This window comes from Bacillus sp. LQ16 (assembly GCF_057784645.1).
In genome coordinates, this window is sequence record NZ_CM173491.1 from 4,039,212 (window position 1) to 4,056,816 (window position 17,605).

Annotated in this window: 18 protein-coding genes and 1 riboswitch; of the genes, 6 read left to right on the forward strand and 12 right to left on the reverse strand. The window is 36.0% G+C overall.

All coding sequences use genetic code 11. The features are described from left to right. Positions 1-2: 2 nt before the first annotated feature. Together argJ and argC are read right to left on the reverse strand one after the other, a co-directional pair. On the reverse strand, positions 3-1,226 hold the full coding sequence (gene argJ / locus AC3EMB_RS20250) for a bifunctional glutamate N-acetyltransferase/amino-acid acetyltransferase ArgJ (RefSeq protein WP_488517249.1): 1,224 nt from the start codon (positions 1,224-1,226) through the stop codon (positions 3-5). Positions 1,227-1,236: 10 nt separating this feature from the next. After that, positions 1,237-2,274 carry an N-acetyl-gamma-glutamyl-phosphate reductase gene (argC, locus tag AC3EMB_RS20255; RefSeq protein WP_071729704.1) on the reverse strand — a complete coding sequence of 346 codons (1,038 nt, stop codon included), beginning with the start codon at positions 2,272-2,274 and terminating at the stop codon, positions 1,237-1,239. Between the two features lie 224 nt (positions 2,275-2,498). Between argC and AC3EMB_RS20260 the strand changes: the two genes are divergently transcribed. Next, entirely contained in the window at positions 2,499-2,687 is a 189-nt protein-coding gene (locus AC3EMB_RS20260) for a YqzH family protein (protein ID WP_001003222.1), read from the forward strand. 29 nt (positions 2,688-2,716) lie between these two features. On the opposite strand, the gene AC3EMB_RS20265 is transcribed toward AC3EMB_RS20260, so the two are convergent. Together AC3EMB_RS20265 and AC3EMB_RS20270 are read right to left on the reverse strand one after the other, a co-directional pair. Next, on the reverse strand, positions 2,717-3,511 hold the full coding sequence (locus tag AC3EMB_RS20265) for an SDR family NAD(P)-dependent oxidoreductase (RefSeq protein ID WP_000147789.1): 795 nt from the start codon (positions 3,509-3,511) through the stop codon (positions 2,717-2,719). 9 nt (positions 3,512-3,520) lie between these two features. Then, positions 3,521-4,474, reverse strand: a complete 954-nt coding sequence (locus AC3EMB_RS20270) for an MBL fold metallo-hydrolase (protein WP_000125135.1) — start codon at positions 4,472-4,474, stop codon at positions 3,521-3,523. A gap of 165 nt (positions 4,475-4,639) precedes the next feature. Here AC3EMB_RS20270 and proI point away from each other — a divergent pair, with 165 nt between their 5' ends. Further along, complete coding sequence (proI, locus tag AC3EMB_RS20275) at positions 4,640-5,479, forward strand: pyrroline-5-carboxylate reductase ProI (RefSeq protein ID WP_000027242.1); 840 nt, start codon at positions 4,640-4,642, stop codon at positions 5,477-5,479. A 46-nt stretch (positions 5,480-5,525) separates the two neighbouring features. Here proI and sdaAA read toward each other — a convergent pair whose 3' ends face one another. From sdaAA to rnz, 4 genes are all read right to left on the reverse strand, one after another. Next, entirely contained in the window at positions 5,526-6,404 is an 879-nt protein-coding gene (gene sdaAA, locus AC3EMB_RS20280; protein ID WP_000489461.1) for an L-serine ammonia-lyase, iron-sulfur-dependent, subunit alpha, read from the reverse strand. A gap of 18 nt (positions 6,405-6,422) precedes the next feature. Then, the gene (sdaAB, locus tag AC3EMB_RS20285) at positions 6,423-7,082 is read right to left on the reverse strand and encodes an L-serine ammonia-lyase, iron-sulfur-dependent subunit beta (protein ID WP_000877449.1); all 660 of its coding nucleotides are present in this window, start codon (positions 7,080-7,082) and stop codon (positions 6,423-6,425) included. A 47-nt stretch (positions 7,083-7,129) separates the two neighbouring features. Further along, positions 7,130-7,267 carry a hypothetical protein gene (locus AC3EMB_RS20290; protein WP_000943432.1) on the reverse strand — a complete coding sequence of 46 codons (138 nt, stop codon included), beginning with the start codon at positions 7,265-7,267 and terminating at the stop codon, positions 7,130-7,132. A 485-nt stretch (positions 7,268-7,752) separates the two neighbouring features. Beyond that, entirely contained in the window at positions 7,753-8,676 is a 924-nt protein-coding gene (gene rnz / locus AC3EMB_RS20295; RefSeq protein WP_000397454.1) for a ribonuclease Z, read from the reverse strand. A gap of 189 nt (positions 8,677-8,865) precedes the next feature. Here rnz and AC3EMB_RS20300 point away from each other — a divergent pair, with 189 nt between their 5' ends. Beyond that, positions 8,866-9,117 carry a DUF3932 family protein gene (locus tag AC3EMB_RS20300; RefSeq protein ID WP_000665709.1) on the forward strand — a complete coding sequence of 84 codons (252 nt, stop codon included), beginning with the start codon at positions 8,866-8,868 and terminating at the stop codon, positions 9,115-9,117. A gap of 34 nt (positions 9,118-9,151) precedes the next feature. Here AC3EMB_RS20300 and AC3EMB_RS20305 read toward each other — a convergent pair whose 3' ends face one another. Next, entirely contained in the window at positions 9,152-9,691 is a 540-nt protein-coding gene (locus tag AC3EMB_RS20305; protein WP_340782725.1) for a hypothetical protein, read from the reverse strand. Positions 9,692-9,859: 168 nt separating this feature from the next. Beyond that, positions 9,860-10,027, forward strand: a riboswitch (M-box (ykoK) riboswitch). Positions 10,028-10,358: 331 nt separating this feature from the next. On the opposite strand from AC3EMB_RS20305, the gene mgtA reads away from it, so the two are divergent. Both mgtA and AC3EMB_RS20315 read left to right on the forward strand, forming a co-directional pair. Beyond that, a complete protein-coding gene (mgtA, locus tag AC3EMB_RS20310; RefSeq protein WP_488517250.1) occupies positions 10,359-13,064 on the forward strand; it encodes a magnesium-translocating P-type ATPase in 2,706 nt (901 codons plus the stop codon). Positions 13,065-13,137: 73 nt separating this feature from the next. Then, a complete protein-coding gene (locus tag AC3EMB_RS20315; RefSeq protein WP_416474794.1) occupies positions 13,138-13,839 on the forward strand; it encodes an MgtC/SapB family protein in 702 nt (233 codons plus the stop codon). Between the two features lie 41 nt (positions 13,840-13,880). On the opposite strand, the gene AC3EMB_RS20320 is transcribed toward AC3EMB_RS20315, so the two are convergent. The 3 genes from AC3EMB_RS20320 to AC3EMB_RS20330 all read right to left on the reverse strand — a co-directional run bounded on the left by AC3EMB_RS20320 (position 13,881) and on the right by AC3EMB_RS20330 (position 17,254). After that, positions 13,881-15,119, reverse strand: coding sequence for a DNA polymerase IV (locus AC3EMB_RS20320; RefSeq protein ID WP_069356180.1), 1,239 nt, complete (start codon positions 15,117-15,119; stop codon positions 13,881-13,883). A gap of 343 nt (positions 15,120-15,462) precedes the next feature. Further along, on the reverse strand, positions 15,463-16,581 hold the full coding sequence (locus tag AC3EMB_RS20325) for a tripeptidase T (protein WP_488517251.1): 1,119 nt from the start codon (positions 16,579-16,581) through the stop codon (positions 15,463-15,465). A gap of 127 nt (positions 16,582-16,708) precedes the next feature. Beyond that, positions 16,709-17,254: a GNAT family N-acetyltransferase gene (locus AC3EMB_RS20330; RefSeq protein WP_025118231.1), complete on the reverse strand. Its 546-nt coding sequence runs from the start codon at positions 17,252-17,254 to the stop codon at positions 16,709-16,711. A gap of 189 nt (positions 17,255-17,443) precedes the next feature. Here AC3EMB_RS20330 and prli42 point away from each other — a divergent pair, with 189 nt between their 5' ends. Further along, on the forward strand, positions 17,444-17,536 hold the full coding sequence (prli42, locus tag AC3EMB_RS20335; protein WP_000549037.1) for a stressosome-associated protein Prli42: 93 nt from the start codon (positions 17,444-17,446) through the stop codon (positions 17,534-17,536). The last annotated feature ends 69 nt before the right edge of the window (positions 17,537-17,605 follow it).

Consider the following 17,605-nt stretch of genomic DNA (forward strand, 5'->3'; position numbering starts at 1 on the left):
CCTTATGTACGATAACAAGCATTTATTTTCACATATTCATAGCTTAAGTCACAGCCCCAAGCTGATCCTGTCTCTTCACCTAAGTGTAAGTACACATTAATGACTATTTCATCTTCTTGTAATCTCTCTTTCATTTCTTCTTCAGAAAATATTTGAGGCTCACTATTTTTTAATACCGATATAGATTGAAGAGTAATGTCAATTGTGTTCGGATTAATAGCTACTTCACTTTGTCCAATACTGCTAATAATTCGCCCCCAGTTTGGGTCTTCACCATGTATTGCTGTTTTCACAAGACTCGAACCGACTATTTGCTTTGCAATTTTTTTTGCCTCTCCATTCGTTTGAGCTCCTAGCACATTTACTTCTATTAACTTCTTAGCTCCTTCACCATCTTGCGCAATTTTTTTCGCTAAATCTTCACATACCTTCTGTAAAGCACATACGAAAGTTTCCCAATCTGTATGTTCCATATTTATCGGTCTTGTTTCTGATAATCCACTTGCCATAACGATGACCATATCATTCGTAGAAGTATCTCCATCTACCGTAATTTGATTAAATGTATGATTCGTAATTTGGGATAACACTGTTTGCAATACGTCATGCTCTATATGAGCATCTGTCGTAATAAAACTAAGCATCGTTGCCATATTCGGATGAATCATCCCTGAACCTTTTGCAACACCCGCAATCGCCACTTTCTTCCCATCAATAATCATTTCATAGCAAGTTTCTTTCGTTATAAGATCCGTCGTTAAAATTGCTTCAGAAAAACAATATGCTTCACTTTCTTCCTTCGTTGGTATAAGAGTTGCAACTCCCTTTCGGATTATATCCATCGGCAGTGGAACACCAATTACACCTGTTGAAGCTACTGCAACGTAATTTTCTTTCATCCCAAAATGTTCCGCCCCTAATGCGCGCATCTCGTATGCGTCTTGTAATCCTTTCATTCCAGTACAAGCATTTGCATTTCCACTATTAACGATAATTGCTTGTAACTTCCCTTCTGCCGTTATACTATCCTTCGTTACTTGCAAAGGAGCTGCTTGTATTTGATTCGTTGTATACACAGCGGCACATGATGCAGGTACATCACAAACGATGGCACCTAAATCCTTTTTCTCCTTTTTTAAACCATTTGCAGTACCAATTGCAGAAAAGCCTTTCGGCGTTACAATTGAACCATTTTCTAATTTTGTAATAGACGCTACTTTAATCATCATGTCCCCCTTATAGATAAAGCGGCATATGTTGTAAACCTGTTGTCTCTTCTAGTCCCGCTATTATGTTTGCATTTTGAATCGCTTGCCCAGCCGCGCCTTTCATCATATTGTCTATAACAGAAACGACCGTAACTCTTTCAGCTCTTTCATCGTAAGCTATGCCAATATCACAATAATTTGAGCCTCTCACTTCTTTTGGACTTGGAAATTTCCCTTGCGTACAAATTCGGATGAAAGGCGATTGTTCATACGTTTCTTCATACAATTTTTGAATTTGCTTTATTTCCATCTTTTGTTTTACTTTTGCATAAAGTGTAATCATGATTCCTCGTGATATCGGTATTAAATGTGTGCTAAATGTAATTGGCTGTGATTCACTATTCCATTCTGTAAGCATTTGCTCAATCTCTGGAACGTGCTGATGCTCATTCACTTTATAAATGTGCAAGTTATCATATAGCTCAGGAAAATGAGTCATTGTTGTTGGTGTTTTACCTGCTCCTGATACCCCTGATTTCGCATCAATAATAATCGAATCTTCTTCAATCATGCCGCTACGTACTAACGGCGCTATCGCTAGCAATGTGGCTGTAGCAAAACATCCTGGGTTTGCAATTAAATTTGCCTTTTGAATCCCAGTCCTTTTCCATTCACTTAACCCATACACTGCTTTTCTAAGAATTTCTTCTTTCGCTGCTGGCCTTTTATACCACAGTTCATATGACGAAGGATCTATCATACGAAAGTCTCCAGATAGGTCAATTACTTTTAAACCTTCTGCTAATAACTTGGGCGTTAACTCCGCCGATACTCCTGCTGGGGTTGCTAGAAATACGATTTCTGCTTCTTTTCCTATCGTCTCCACATCAATTTCTTGTAACGTATGAAAAAGGACATTTCGAAGATGCGGATATACATTTGTTATACACTCACCAACTTGTGAAAAAGAATGGAGAGATGCTATCGAAAAATATGGATGTTGTTCTAATAAACGAATTAACTCAATGCCCCCATATCCAGTGGCTCCAATAATTGCGACTTTCATAAGTTCCTCCTCATATCGATTCTTTAAATTAAGTATGATTATAATATTGTATATTTATAGAGTCAATTAAATATTTATAAATTTTTAAATCTAAAAAAACTTAATTTTATTAGAAAAATAATATACTCAACCGAATTTTTATACAAAAATAGTGCATAGTAGTTTTTTTATTTCACTTCAAGTACAATAAAACAATACATACGTACATACAGGCGGGGAAAAATATGAACGAAAAATTAATTGAGAAAATGATTATAAAAAGTTTTCAACAATATCAATGCAGTCCAATATCAAAAGAAGATCAGGAAATGCTAGTGAAACATATTCAAACGGTGACTCATTCAAATATTGAAATTGATTTATACGAGGAAATTGAGGATATTGTTTATGATTATGTAACTGGAAAACAATAAAAAATAGGAGATTTCCATATGGAAATCTCCTATTTTTTACTTAATGATTTACCTGCTACACGTTCAAATAAACCTGGGAATAAAGCATAAAGTTTCGGGCCAATTCCCATCCACTTCGGTAAGTTTACTTCACGTTTTTTCGTGTGCATCGACTTTACGATTTGTTCTGCTACGTATGTTGGTTTTAACATGTAACGTCCCATATTCTTTACATATGTACCAGATTGATCCGCTATTTCAAAAAAGTTTGTATCTATCGGACCTGGATTAATTGCTGTAACATAAATATCTGTATTGGCTAATTCCATGCGTAAACTATTCGTAAATCCTAATACGGCATGTTTCGTTGCTGCATAAGCACTCGATTTCGGAGTCGCAATTTTTCCAGCAAGTGAAGCAATATTAATAATATGTCCTTCATTCTTGTTTACCATATAAGGTAGTACCGCTTTCGTACATGCTACTAATCCAAATACATTTACTTGGAACATATCTTTTACTTCACCCATTGACGCATCTTCAAACGTTTTAAAAATACCAAATCCCGCATTGTTTACTAATATATCAATACGTCCCACTTCTTGTAATACCTTTGAAAAAACAGACTGTACTTCCATCTCATCACTTACATCTAATACATAATAATAGCAAGGCGTATTATAAGTTTCTTTAATTTTGTCTACTAACGCTTGTAGTTTCTCTTCTGTTCGAGCCATTAATACTGGAGTCGCTCCCTGTGCTGCAACTTGCATTGCAACTTGCTCACCAATCCCACTAGAAGCACCTGTAATGACGATTACTTTATTTTGTAAACGTCCTGTCATTGCTGTCACCTACTTTGCATAATAAATCAATTGTTGCGATGACTCATCAATCATCACTTGTTGATTATATGCTAAATAGTCCAATTGTCCAACCGTTTCTGAAATAGTAAGTGGTAATTGTTCTTTATATAATACCGGAAATAGTTTTACACATACTTCAAATGCTGTCATTGGTTTTTCCTTTAATAACTCAAGTACTTTAAAAGCACGTGTTTCTTGCTTTTGTAATCTCGTTTCAATAAGTTGTTTCACATTTAGAACATCTTCCCCATGCCCTGATAAAATGCGTGAAATATTCATTTCGCTTAAACGCTGTAATGTTTGATTATATTGTAGTAATGGGCGTGCCCGTTCTGTTTGCCCTTCATATGGTGGTTCTAGTATTGGATTCGAAGAAATATGACTAATGAGAGCATCTCCACCAATTAATATTCCATCAGATTCTCTATATAAAGAAATATGAGTAGAAGCATGACCTGGTGTTTCAAGCACTGTAAATCCAGGCAAAGAATTAATACGATCTCCTTCTCTCACAGTATGCGTTAACGATCTATTACAAGAATATTTAAGTGTCCTCGTCGTCAATAACGACTCGTCTTTCAAAAATGCTACTGGCACACCAAACTGTAAGGCCGTCTCTCTAAAAAATTCATGATACCGCTTTAAAAACTCTGGATTTTGTGTGATCCAAGGCTCATTCCAAGGATGTCCAATAATATTCGTCTTCTCAGAAAATATATTTAAAAGTCCACAATGATCTGCATGATGATGCGTAATGACTACTGTTTCAATATCTTCTATCGTATGTCCTAATGTACCTAATTGACTTTCTAACGCATTTCTTGCCTCTTCTGTATTCGTCCCTGTATCAATTAATGTTAATGTCTCCCCCTCAACTAAAAACACATTCACAGTTTCCACTGCAAATGGTACAGGAATCTCCATTCGGTGAATCGCCGTCATGCTTAGCCCCCCTGTCTCTTTCCGGTTCAAAAATGAATACTTCTTCAGTTTACAACTTCTATATATATTTGTCATTATTTTCAGATAAAAAGAGGTGTTTCCTATAAAAAAACGAATGTATGTACATTTATAAGAATTTCTAACCAAAATTAAAGGAGGAACATCATGTCTATTCAAAACATTTCCTTTCTAGGTGCAGGCTCTATTGCTGAAGCTATTATTGGTGGCTTGTTACATGCAAATGTTGTTAAATGTGAACAAATTACTGTAAGTAATCGTTCTAACGAGACAAGATTACAAGAGCTACATAAAAAATACGGTGTCAAAGGTACTCATAATAAAAAAGAATTACTTACTGATGCAAATATTCTTTTTCTAGCAATGAAACCAAAGGATGTTGCAGAGGCGCTTATCCCTTTTAAAGAATACATAAATAATAACGTGCTTATTATTTCATTACTAGCAGGTGTTTCTACTCACTCAATTAGAAAACTACTTCAAAAAGACGTTCCAATTATTCGTGCAATGCCAAATACATCCGCAGCCATTTTAAAATCAGCTACCGCTATCTCCCCTTCGAAACATGCAACAGCGGAACATATTCGCACTGCAACATCTTTATTTGAAACGATTGGTCTCGTCTCTGTTGTAGAGGAAGAAGATATGCATGCTGTCACTGCATTATCCGGAAGTGGACCTGCTTATATTTATTACGTAGTGGAAGCTATGGAAGAAGCTGCAAAAAAAATTGGTTTAAAAGAAGATGTTGCAAAATCACTTATTCTTCAAACGATGATTGGTGCTGCTGAAATGCTAAAAGCAAGTGACAAACACCCTTCTATTTTGCGAAAGGAAATTACTTCTCCTGGCGGAACTACCGAAGCAGGTATTGAAGTATTACAAGAACATAAATTTCAACAAGCACTTATTTCTTGTATTACACAGGCAACGGAACGATCACATAATCTTGGAAAAACATTAGAACAACTAACAAAAGAAAAATAAAAAAAGGAGCTCAAGTTTATTTGAGCTCCTTTTTCTATAATTACACTTAGTTATTGTTCTTCCCAAAAATCTCTTCTTGCAGGCGACGACCAGTCGGCGTTGCTGCAAGTCCACCTTCCGCTGTTTCACGAAGTGCTACTGGCATCGTTTGTCCGATTCTAAACATTGCCTCAATTACTTCATCACATGGAATTGTACTCGTTACACCAGCTAATGCTAAATCTGCTGAAATCATCGCATTTGCAGCTCCTGCTGCATTACGTTTTACACAAGGTACTTCTACAAGTCCTGCAACAGGATCACACACTAAACCAAGCATGTTCTTTAATGAAATTGCCATCGCTGTAGCTGCTTGATCTTGTGTTCCACCAGCCATCTCAACTGCAGCTGCAGCCGCCATTCCACTTGCTGAACCAACTTCAGCTTGGCATCCTCCTGCAGCACCAGAAATACAAGCGTTATTCGCAACAACCATACCGAAAGCTCCTGCTGTAAATAAGAATTCAATCATTTCTTCACGTGTAGGCTGCAATTTTTCTCTTAGCGCAAATAGTACACCTGGCACTGTTCCAGCAGACCCTGCTGTTGGTGTTGCACAAATAATTCCCATCGCTGCGTTTACTTCATTTGTTGCAACAGCTTTGCTTACTGCATCCAAAATCGTATCTCCAGATAAGCCTTTTCCACTCTTCATATACGCTTGAACTTTTACAGCATCTCCACCAGTTAAACCAGTTGGTGATTTCACGCCGCGAATACCACGTTCTACTGCTTGTTCCATCACGACTAAGTTCTTTTCCATACCAGCAATTACTTCTTCACGTGAAATACTTCTTGTTTCCATTTCACATTGAATCATAATTTCTGCGATTTTTACATTTTGTTCTTTAGCTTGCGCCACTAGTTCCGCTGCGTTCCGAAACATGGTGTGTCCCCCCTGCAATTAATCCATAATAGTTACTTGACAAATATTTTGTTGCGCTTTTATTTCTTCAATCACTTCATCTGCTAATAATTCATCTGTTTCAATAACCATAAGCGCTCTTCTTCCTTTTTCTTTACGAGAAACACTCATTGTACTAATGTTAATCTCGTTTGTAGCAAGGATTGAAGCTACTGCTGCAATAGCACCAAAGCGATCGTTATTTACAATAAGTAGTGCTGGACTTGTGCCTGATAATTGAAGATCGAATCCGTTTAATTCTACAACTTCAATTTTACCGCCACCAATTGAGCAAGCAACAACTTCAATTTCTTCTTCACCTTTATACAAACGAATTTTCGCTGTATTTGGGTGAGGTGCATTGGCATCTTCTTCAATGAATTCCACTTCAATTCCGCGCTCTTTTGCTATTTCTAGCGCCTCTGGAATACGTAAGTCATCTGTTTCAAATCCTAATATTCCACCGATTAGTGCTACATCCGTACCATGCCCTCGATACGTCTTTGCAAATGATCCATATAACGAAATGCTTACTCTTTCTGGTTCATGACGAAACAGCTGGCGAGCAACTTGCCCCATTCTTGCCGCGCCTGCTGTATGTGAACTTGATGGTCCAATCATAACTGGACCGATAATATCAAATACTGAGCGATACTTCATCATAACTCCCCCTAAACCTCTATGCAAAAATTTATTCTACTATTCTATTAACCTGCTACATCTGTCGCTTTTCCAGTTGTACCACGAATTTGTTCTGCTGTATGAATTGGATAATTTTTAAATAAAAGTAATCCAATATAACCTGAAATAATACCAGTTATAATAATACATAAGAATCTTAGCATTATTTTCATTAAAAAATGATATAAGATAATCCACAATAAAGTCTGGTAGCAATCCAAAGTTTAACACAGAAGCCATTGCAAGGATAGCATAAACAAGCGATATCTTTCCTATTATAATTCTCATGTTACTCTCTCATGGTTTAGTCAACTTCACTTGTTACGATAATAACTAAAAAGCATGTGACTTATCATAAATTATAATCTGCCCTCATTATAGCTTGTTTTTTATAAAACGCTTACTTTTGTTGAATTTTAAAAGTTCTGAATAAAAGTCCATTCCTGCTATTTGTATCACTTGTATGTCATCTGACTTATATAACAGTTTTTCTAAATAATCATTATTTCGTATTTTTATCGTATATATTCAAACCATTCTAATTTTCTGTATCATCCAAGTATAAGTATAAAATAATAACAGTTTTATTTTTAAATTTTTTTAGACATAAAAAAATGGCAACCCACCGTTACCATTTTTTACAAAATTATTATTTTTCTACTGGGAATGATTTCAAATCTGTCGCTATTTCTGTATTAGAAAACAACTCTCTTGCCTCTTTCAATAATTCCTTATATGTATCTCCTTGATAGCGAGAACTAATGTGAGTTAAGATTAATCGCTTCGCATTTGCCTGAAGTGCAATGCTCGCAGCTTGCTTAGATGTGGAATGAAAATAATCATGCGCTTGTTGCTCATCTTCTGCTGCGAAAGTCGCTTCATGGACAAGTACATCTGCATCTTGCGCAAGCTCCCTACTTGCTTCGCAATATCGCGTATCACCTAAGATAGTAATAATTCTTCCTTTTTGAGGTGGGCCGATAAACTCATTTCCATTTAATATCGTGCCATCCTCTAATTCAACTACTTCTCCATCCTTTAAACGTTTAAAGATTGGACCTGGTTTCACACCCATCTCAAGCAACTTATCAACTAAAAGAGCACCTTGTATATCTTTCTCTACAATACGATATCCAAAACATTCTATACCGTGTGACAATCTTTTCGTTTCTACATAAAATTCATTATCTTCAAATACGGTACCTTCTTCTGTTATCTCCACAACTTCAAGTGGATATTTCACATGTGTCGTACTTACCGATAATGCCACTTCAATAAATTGTTTAATTCCTTTCGGTCCATACACCGTTAAAGGCGTAGTTCCTCCTTGAAATGAACGGCTACCTAATAAACCAGGCAATCCAAAAATATGATCGCCATGTAAATGCGTAATAAATATTTTTTCAATGCGGCGCGGACGTACAGATGTATGTAATATTTGATGTTGCGTGGCCTCGCCACAATCAAATAACCAAGTTTGTCCTCGTTCTTCTAACAATTGTAAAGCAATTGCTGAAACGTTCCTTCCTTTTGAAGGAACACCTGCACCAGTTCCTAAAAATACAAATTCCACTTTCTTTCCTCCAGCTCTAAATATACTCTATCTCTCATCTTACGGAATGTTATTTCAAATGGCAAATTGAATTTACATAACCAATCATCTAGACAACTATATAACACGAACATTATACTTAAAAAATTTAGCAATCGTTCGTGTTTTGTGTTAAAATGATTATACTACATTTTAAGGGAGCGTTTTATTATGAAAGAAGTATTTCGTTTACAAACTGATTTTTCATCTTCATTTGATCGCTGGGTAAGTTCTTTCGTGTCTGATCACCCAGCACAATTAGAATGGACAACTTTAAAGGAATTAATCCATGAATATACAACATCACATACAAATGATACGTTACCAGCATATATTTCTTCAGCTTTAACATATTACGCCCAACGCGTTTCAACTACAAACAGTTCAGAGATTGTTATTTTTGAAAACCCTACCATCTCGTAATCTATAATAAAAAAGCACTGGTTACAGTGCTTTTTTATTTATACTTATTTAGCAAATGATTATATTCCGTCCAAAAGTCTGTATACATACTTTGATCAAACTCATCTAAAATTATCTTTTCACTTGATTTATTGAATAATTCTTTTGCTTGTAGCGCAAAAGAAACAATTTGTTTTCTATATTCATTTTCATTTACTTCTATATGAAGCCCTTCATAGTATATAGCCTTTTGATCAGTAGAAATAACTTTGACAAAATCCTTTAAAACCACATTTTCACCTATATGGTTTATAGTCCAATGAATTAAAATTGGGCATCCTAACATGAGCATAGTGCCACATCCGTGCAAAATAAGCCCCTCTTCATTTTCAATATCACAAATATATTCTTTATCTAAAGTTCGTAACAGAGCTAAAGCTGATTCACTTATTCCCCATTCCTCATCCATACCTGTTTGTGTAATAATCGTTCCATCCACATTTAAATAAAATTCCCCGTGAGAACATAAATCTTCCTGCTCATTAAACAACCACTTTTGATTCTCAATATTTATAATAAAATTTTGTGGTACCATTACAAATTCCCCTTTTATAAAAATATTTATTTTCCACATTATTTATAATTAATATCATGCATTTCATCCCATATATCTATTATAAATCCATTTAATATTTTAAAAACACAGATAAAAAAGATATTGACACTACGATTTTACAGTGCTAACATTCAACATGTAATTGAATATGGTCTCTGTTAGGTGAGGCTCCTGTATAGAGAAACGCTGCTGCCCAAAAATGTCGAGAGACGCCAATGGGTCAACAGGAAAGGTCGGAATGAAGGCCTTTTTTAACGTAGCTGGTTTCAGTACCTATGCTATACAGTGCTAAAACTCAACGAGGGAGAGGTGCATGTATTTTGTCATACACAAAAACTGTTTTTATTTATGTCTACTAGCAGTCTTTGTTGTGGACTCTTTTAACTGCGAATTCAGACCTTTACTCGTTTTGAGTAAAGGTCTTTTTACGTCTATATGCACCTTACTATGAAACAAACATAGCATATTCAGAAACTACTAAATTGTACGGAGGTGAGGAACAGTTGGCAATTGATGATTCGGCCCAGATACCCATACGTTTTACATTCATATTTCATCATGTAGGTAGGAAAGAAACTGTTCCTCACCATTTCAAATAGTTAGGTAACAGATTGTTTCCTCCTTCATGACAGAGGAGGAACTACCGATGTTTAATTTACAAAGACAAGAAACAAAGCATGCTTATGAGCAAGATAGCATGAAAACAAATAACGAATTATTAGTGGAGGTTGCAACACAAGATATAAGCTCTGCGTTAAAACTTTTAGAAACATCTCAAGATGGATTATCTAAACAAGAAGCGTCTCGTAGACTTTCTTTATATGGCCCGAACGAAATAGCTCATAATAAAATGGCACCGTGGTACATTCAGCTTCTGTTAGCATTTAAAAATCCATTTATTTTCGTTTTATTAGCTCTTGGAGCACTCTCCTTTTTCACGGATGATATGCAAGGAACAATTGTCGTATCTGTAATGGTCCTACTTAGTGCAACGATTCGGTTTTCCCAAGAATTTCGTTCTCAAAAAGCTGCCGATAAATTAAAAGCTATGGTTCGAACAACTGCGAGCGTATTTAGAATAAATGGATTTGTACATGAAATAAAAAATGTAACGAATTTAAATCGAAATTACACAACAGAAATTCCAATTGAGGAACTTGTACCTGGCGATATTATTTCCCTTTCAGCAGGTGATATCGTTCCAGCCGATGTGCGTATTGTATCCGCTAAAGATTTATTTGTTAATCAATCTTCTTTAACAGGGGAAGCACTTCCTGTAGAAAAATACGAAAACTGCTACCATACAGAAAATAAGCATATCTTACCGAAAAACATGAAAAAAAATTACAATCCACTCGATATGGAAAACCTTTGCTTCATGGGAACAAATATTGTAAGTGGTAGCGCAAAAGCTGTTGTCATCTCAACAAGTACTGATACGTATTTCGGCTCTTTAGCAAATAAGGTAATCGGAAAGCGGGTAGAAACAAGCTTTGATAAAGGTGTAAACAAAGTAAGCTGGCTCTTAATTACATTCATGCTTATTATGGCGCCTATTGTCCTTCTCATTAACGGATTCACAAAAGGAGATTGGCAAGAAGCTTTCTTCTTCGCTATTGCCGTGGCTGTTGGCCTTACACCTGAAATGTTGCCAATGATTGTAACTGCTAATTTAGCTAAAGGTGCCGTTAACATGTCTAAACAAAAAGTAATTGTGAAGCAACTAAATTCTATTCAAAACTTAGGTGCTATGAATATTCTTTGTACAGATAAAACCGGAACTTTAACAGAAGATAACGTTATCCTTGTTCGTCACTTAGATCCTAATGGAAATAAATGCAATCGCGTCTTGCAATTTGCCTATTTAAATAGTTTCTATCAAACTGGATTGAAAAACTTAATAGATAAAGCTGTTATTAAGCATACAGAGGAAAACAATACATTTGACCCATCAGCTTTTCAAAAGCTAGATGAAATTCCATTTGATTTCGCCCGCCGGCGTATGTCAGTCATCGTAAAAGATATTTCAGGTAAACATACAATGGTTTGTAAAGGTGCCGTAGAAGAAATTTTATCAATTTGCAACTACACTGAAGTGGATAAAAAAATCGTTACACTCACTGAGGAAATACGCTCAAATGTCAAAAAACTAAGCGAGACATTGAATAGTGAAGGTATGCGGGTTATTGCTGTGGCTTATAAAAAAGATAGAAACATAAATGATAAAGAGTACGCAGTAAAAGACGAAACTGATATGATTCTCGCTGGATATATCGGCTTTTTAGATCCACCGAAACCATCTGCAGCAGCTGCAATTCAAGCATTACAAAAGCATGGTGTACAAGTAAAAATTTTAACTGGCGATAACGAAATTGTTACACGAAAAGTTTGTAAAGAAGTTGGATTAGATATCGGCGAACCAATCCTCGGTTACGAGATTGATTCTTTACCAGATAAAGCATTAGCAAAACTTGCTGAAGAAACGACTGTATTTGCGAAGCTTAATCCAATGCAAAAATCTCGCATTATACACGCATTACAAGGAAACGGACACACTGTAGGTTACATGGGAGATGGCATTAACGATGCTGTAGCATTACGTGAAGCTGATGTCGGAATATCTGTTGATACTGCTACTGATATTGCGAAAGAAGCTTCTGATATTATTCTACTCGAAAAAAGTTTAACTATATTAGAAGCCGGAATTTTAGAAGGACGTACTACATTCGGAAATATTTTAAAATATATTAAGATGACAGCTAGCTCTAACTTCGGTAATGTGTTTAGCGTGTTAGTAGCAAGTGCTTTCATTCCTTTTTTACCGATGCTTGCCATTCATCTTTTAATTCAAAACTTACTTTATGATATTTCACAACTTTCTATTCCATGGGACAAAATGGATAAAGAGTTTCTAGAAAAACCACGAAAATGGGATACTGCAAACTTACGAAACTTCATTATTTGTATCGGCCCAATTAGTTCCATATTTGATATTATCACATACGTAGTCATGTGGAATGTATTTGGCGCAAATACACCGAGCGAGCAATCATTATTCCAGTCCGGTTGGTTTGTGGTTGGATTGTTAACACAAACTTTAATTGTTCACATGATACGAACACAGAAGATTCCATTTATTCAAAGCGCTGCATCAACACCAGTCGTTTTATTAACCGCTCTTATTATGGCAATCGGGATTTATATTCCATTCTCACCACTTGGTGCAGCCGTTGGTTTACAAGCATTGCCACTTAGCTACTTCCCTTGGTTAGTAGGAATACTATTAGGCTACGCTTTTTTAACACAATTCCTGAAAAAGCTTTATATTAAAAAGTTTCATAGCTGGTTGTAAAAATAAGAATGAGTGGGTATTCCCCGCTCATTCTAAAAGACATAACAGATACTTATATATGGAGGTGACCATGATGGTATGGTACGACATTGTATTCAGATTAGTTATCGCAATTATTGTAGGTGCTTGCATCGGAATGGAAAGGCAATGGAGACACCGAATGGCCGGGCTGCGGACAAATGCTCTCGTATCACTTGGTGCCTGTATATTTGTTTTATTATCCGTCATGCTTGATCATGATGCTAGCCCCTCACGCATTGCTGCTCAAGTCGTTAGTGGCATTGGTTTTTTAGGGGGTGGCGTTATTATCCGCGATGGTTTTAGTATTAGAGGGCTAAATACGGCAGCTACTTTATGGTGTGCAGCTGCTGTCGGTACTCTTACAGGCGCCGGTTTCCTCGTTGCAGCTATATTAGGTGCAGCCGGCGTGTTACTAGCAAATATACTTCTTCGCCCAATTGCTCTTTTTATGAATAAAAAATCAAAAGAAGAATCACCTGAACAAACGAACTACTTACTTTCCCTTACTTGTTCAGAAGAAACTGAAGCACATATTCGTTTTTTACTTATGCATATGGTAAGTACAGAAGGGCTCAGTTTAAAAGAGTTGTATAGTGAAGATGTAGATTCTAATCAAAAAGTTTGTATACAGGCTACATTACATTGCAAGACAAATGCAGCTATCTTAATTGAAAAAATAGTAAGTAGAATGCTATTAGAATCTGGCGTTACTGGAGCTGGATGGAAGACTTCTTTAGATTTAGAAGCGAGTTAAATAGGAAAGGTGTCATGATTTTTACTACTTCATGACACCTTCTACATAAATTTATTTTCTAACTTTTGTTGAAACGACTTCTCTTGCTTACGTAATAGTTGACTACCTCGTTGTAAAAGTGGTGTTCCATACTTATCATTAATTTGATCAATGACAGCAAGTAGCGGTTCTTTTTTTGCATCCTCTTCAAATGAAAACAAATCTAATTGTTTCACCGATTCTGTCTTCCACTCTATTTCAGTAGCTGTAACACCTAGTAAACGAACGGAATCACCATCCCAATGTTGCTTCCATAAACGGGATGCTGCTTGAAAAATATCGCGTTCTTCCCAAATCGCATTTTTCAATTGCTTACTCCGTGTTACTGTTCGCCTATCATGGTATTTAATCATAATTTGAATATTATAGCTGACAAGGGTTCGCTTTTGTAACCTTTTACTCACTGACTTTGATAAACGTTCTAACATATCAAGTAATTCTTTCTCTTCATCCATATCCTTTGAAAAAGTCATCGAGTTACCGACACTTTTATGCTGTCCCATTTGACTCGGATCCACTTCCCTATCATCCATACCTTTTGCACGCCTTTGCAAATCAACACCGTGCTTGCCAATTTTAGCGCGAATGATATGCTCGTCTCCCTTTGCCAACTGTTCAATTGTCTGTATATGAATATCATTTAATTTTTCAGCTGTTTTCTCACCAATTCCATGCATTGCTCCAACTGGACGTGGCCAAATCAGTTCTGGAATATCACGTTTTCGAAGTACGGTAATACCGAGAGGTTTTTTCATATCAGAAGCTGTTTTTGCTAGGAAAAGATTTGGAGCGATTCCGATACTACACGGAAGCTGCAACTCTGTTAATAGTGCTTGTTGAATCATCTTTGCTATTTCAAGAGGCGAACCAAGTGCGTAGCAATCTGTAATATCTAAATATCCTTCATCTATTGAGACTGGTTGTATCTTTTCTGTAAAACGGGAAAGGACTTGAAACATTTGAAATGAAGCTTCGCGATATAATGCGAAATTAGGACGCCTTACAACTAATTGCGGGCATAACCTTTTCGCTTCCCAAAGGGGCATCGTCGTACGTATTCCGTATTCTCTCGCCTCATAACTACATGTTATAATAATTCCTTTTCTCTCTTTTTCATTTCCAGCAACCGCTAATGGCTTTCCTTGTAATGATGGATCATGAGCAATTTCAACAGATGCGAAAAAGCAATTCATATCTACATGTAAAATTACACGACCATTTTTCGGATACATTTCTCGCATAGTACTCACTCCCTAATCAGAACGTTCGTTCTTTTATTATATCAAATTTTGCACAATAGTTATAATAATTACTTGTTCTTTTTTATAATCCATATAAAGAGGATACACATGTGAGAGAGGCTGATTATGGTGAAATTAACTATATGTTCCTTGTAGTTATATTAATCATCATAATTATTTACTCCTTCCAATTTTCAACATGAATACGTTTGGATTTTTCTCTCGTCTAATATTATATACTGCTATGATTTTTCTTGTATTGGCTTATACGCCTTGTAAAAACAATCGAATCAAAATAAAAAGCGTGTAAATCACAATTGATTTACACGCTTTTTCTATTCTATTACTTCGCTACTTCTTCAATAATTGCAACAACTAATTCTGCTGTTTTTGCTAACTCTTCAACAGGAATCTTCTCGTTTGTTGTATGAATTTCTTCATAACCAACTGCCAAGTTAACTGTTGGGATACCGTGTCCTGCAATTACGTTTGCATCACTTCCGCCACCACTTTGGTGAAGAGAAGGTGTACGACCAATTTTTTCAGCTGCACGTTTTGCAACTTCTACAACGTGATCGCCATCAGCAAATTTAAATCCTGGGTACATAACGTTTACTTCAACGTCTGCATGACCACCCATTTCTTTTGCAGTTGTTTCAAATGCTTCTTTCATTTTCGCAACTTGTGCTTCCATTTTCTCATTGATTAAAGAACGAGCTTCTGCAAAGATTTGTACATGATCGCAAACGATATTCGTTTGTGTACCACCTTCAAAACGTCCAATGTTTGCAGTCGTTTCAGAGTCAATGCGACCAAGTGGCATCTTCGCAATTGCTTTCGCTGCGATAGTAATTGCAGATACACCTTTCTCCGGTGCTACACCAGCGTGAGCTGTTTTCCCGCGAATAATTGCGTTCACTTTCGCTTGTGTTGGAGCTGCAACAACGATTTCACCAACTTTTCCATCGCTATCTAATGCGTAGCCATACTTCGCTGTAATACGCTCACGATCTAAAGCTTTTGCACCAACAAGACCTGATTCTTCTCCGACTGTAATAATAAATTCAATTTTACCGTGAGAGATATTTTTCTCTTTTAAAACACGGATTGCTTCGAACATTGATGCTAATCCAGCTTTATCATCCGCGCCCAAAATTGTTGTACCATCTGATACGATATATCCATCTTTAATAGAAGGCTTAATTCCATTACCAGGAACTACTGTATCCATATGAGAAGTAAAGTAAATTGTATCAACACCATCTTTTGTTGCTGGTAAAGTACAAATTAAGTTACCTGCACCATGACCAGTTACAGCCATTGTGTCATCTTCAAATACTTCTACACCTAAATCTGTAAATTTATTCGTTAATACTTTGCAGATTTCTGCTTCAAATTTCGTTTCAGAATCTACTTGTACTAATTCCATAAATTCATTTACTAAACGTTCTTGATTAATCATAAGACTGCGCCTCCTGCACTACCATTATGTATGTAACACTATTAATTATAACAGAATTTCGCAAAAGTTTCGAAATACAAGACAAAAAACAGATGGTTTACATGTCTAGATAACCATCTGCTTTCTATTACTCATTTAACAATACCCAGCGCATATGATCCTCCCACACGCCATTTACCATTAACATCTTCCTAGACACGCCTTCATATTGAAAACCTATCTTCGTCACTACTTGTATAGATGCTAAATTACGAGGCATAATCGGAGCTTCTATACGATGTAACTGAAATCCCTCAAAAGCAACTTGAATTGCTTTTCTAAGCGCTTCTGTCGTATACCCTTTGTTTAACTCTGCTTTATCTAATTTATAACCGAGTACACAAGATTGATAAATGCCACGAACGATTAAATTAAATGAAATACACCCAATTATTTTCGTATCATCACCCTTTTTAAAAATCCATAGTCTGATGATTTTCCCTTCTTCGAACTCTTTTCTATCCTTTTGCAACTTTTTCTTTTGATAATCTAGCGTAAAAAAATCATCCGGTCTATACTCTTCCCAAGCTTTTAAAAACTCACGATTTCTGTCGTAATATTGAAGAACTGTTTCAGCATACGACTCATCAATTTCCTTTAAATATAAACGATCTGTTTCGTATATTTTCATCATCGTATCTCCATTCTTCAGCTTGCCCAACTAAAAATTAACAATATACCCTTTTACTATATTCTCTACACACACTCAAATTTCCTGTTATATTTTGCAACCCCTTCCCGAATTTTGTCCTTACTCTCCCCTTGTCCATAATTTCATTTCTCGTTACAATGAAATTGTACTGATTTGCAAGGAGGTATAACGATGCATAAAAAAGCTCAAAAAATTATGGTTTATGTGATGCTAATTTCTATGCTTGTAACAACATTACTTGCTGGCGCGAGTATGTTTTGGTAAAAAGGGCGATGTGTTCGTCCTTTTTTTACTTTTTACACATGACAAAATAAACCATCTCGACATCGAGAT